We start from the raw sequence: 1,649 nt of genomic DNA on the forward strand, positions 1-1,649 counted from the left end.
CTCCACTTCCGCCCCAAGTTTCCGCGCGGCCTTGGCATAGGCGTGGGTGACGCCGGAGGGATCGAGATGGCCGTCCTCTTTGTTCCTGACCGCGCCGACGAACTGCTTGGGATCGAGCAGCGGCATCAGTTCGGCCGCTTCGTTGGGCGAGATCTCCTCGAGCTCTATGCCGAGATAGCGGCCCTTGGCGACGACGCCGCGCAGCCAGTCGAGCCGCGCCTCGGTCGCTGCCAGAAGCACGCCACCGGTCAGATGCACGCCGGTCGCCTGGCCGGAAAGCTCCTCGATCTCCTTGTAGAGATTGATCGTGTATTTCTGCAGCTTGGCGACGTTGGGGTCGCCATTGATGGTGTGCATGCCCCCGGCCGCGTGCCAGGTCGAGCCTGAGGTCAGCTCGTCGCGCTCCAGCAGGACAACATCGGTCCAGCCGTGGCGGGCGAGATGGAACAACACGGAGCATCCGACGACGCCACCGCCAATGACCACGACCTTTGCATGCGATTTCATGGATTTTTTCTCTGATATCAGTGAGTTGAATGGGTGAATGGATTCAAGCTGGGAACGATCACGGCTCTCCCTGCCCGATCGCTTCCTTGCGCCTGGCCATGTAAGCCTCTAGCGCCTCGCGCACGGCGATATCCATCACCGGCTCGACATAGTCCTCCAGCGCTTTCTTCCACAGCCGCGTTGCGCGTGCCGTGGCGTCGAGGCCGCCGGCTTCCTGCCAGGCTTCGTAATTCTGCCAGTTGGACAGCATCGGCTGATAGAAGGCAGTGGCGTAGCGCTCCAGCGTGTGCGGCTCGCCGAAGAAATGCCCACCGGTTGGCACCGCACCCAAAGCCTCGACGGCGAGTTCCGCCTCATTGACTTCGATCGGGCGCAAGAACTCCATCATATGCTGGATCATCTCGACATCGATGATGAGTTTTTCGAACGACGCCGTCAGCCCGCCCTCCTGCCAGCCGGCGGCGTGGTAGACGAGGTTGCCGTGGCCGAGCACCGCGCCCCACAGTGCCATCAGCGTCTCATAGGCGCCCTGCGCATCGGCGGCGTTGGAGGCCGAGCCCGGCGTCGTGCGGTAGGGCAGCCCGTAGCGCCGCGCCAGTTGCCCTGACGCAATGTTGGCCTTGGTGTTCTCAGGCGTGCCGAAGGCCGGCGCGCCCGACTTCATGTCGACATTGGAGGTGAAGGCGCCATACATGACCGGCGCGCCCGGACGGACAAGCTGCGTCAGCACGACGCCGAACAGCGCCTCGGCATTCTGCTGCGCCAGCGCCCCGGCCAGCGTCACCGGGCTCATCGCCCCCATCAGCGTGAACGGCGTCACCGCCACCGACTGGCCGAACTCGGCCATGGTCATCAGGCCTTCGGCCATCATCTCGTCGAAGCGGCGCGGCGAGTTGACCGAGATGATGGTGGTGATGCCGGGATCGTCGCGCATCTGGTCGAGCGTCAGCCCACGCGAAATCGCCATCATCTCGATGCCGTCCAATGCCCTGCCCCGGCCGATCGCCGAGACGTGGAAACTCTTGTCGGTCAGCGTCAGATTGGTGAAATAAGTGTCGAGATGGCGGGAGTTTGCCGGCAGCTCCACCGGCGCGCAGACCTGGTTGCCCAGCATGTGGATGCAGTTGAAATGCTGCGCCAGC

At 64.0% G+C, this 1,649-nt stretch carries 2 protein-coding genes; both read right to left on the bottom strand.

The window, feature by feature from the left end:
* Positions 1-507, bottom strand: a 507-nt coding sequence (locus tag EN925_RS34955) for an FAD-binding oxidoreductase (protein ID WP_164894624.1), incomplete at its 3' end; no start/stop codon positions are given.
* A gap of 58 nt (positions 508-565) precedes the next feature.
* Positions 566-1,649 (bottom strand): trimethylamine methyltransferase family protein (locus EN925_RS34960; protein WP_128337321.1); only part of this gene is annotated, 1,084 nt, incomplete at its 5' end.

Origin of the sequence: Mesorhizobium sp. M7A.F.Ca.US.006.04.2.1 (genome assembly GCF_004022915.1) — a bacterium.
GTDB classification, from domain to species: domain Bacteria; phylum Pseudomonadota; class Alphaproteobacteria; order Rhizobiales; family Rhizobiaceae; genus Mesorhizobium; species Mesorhizobium ciceri.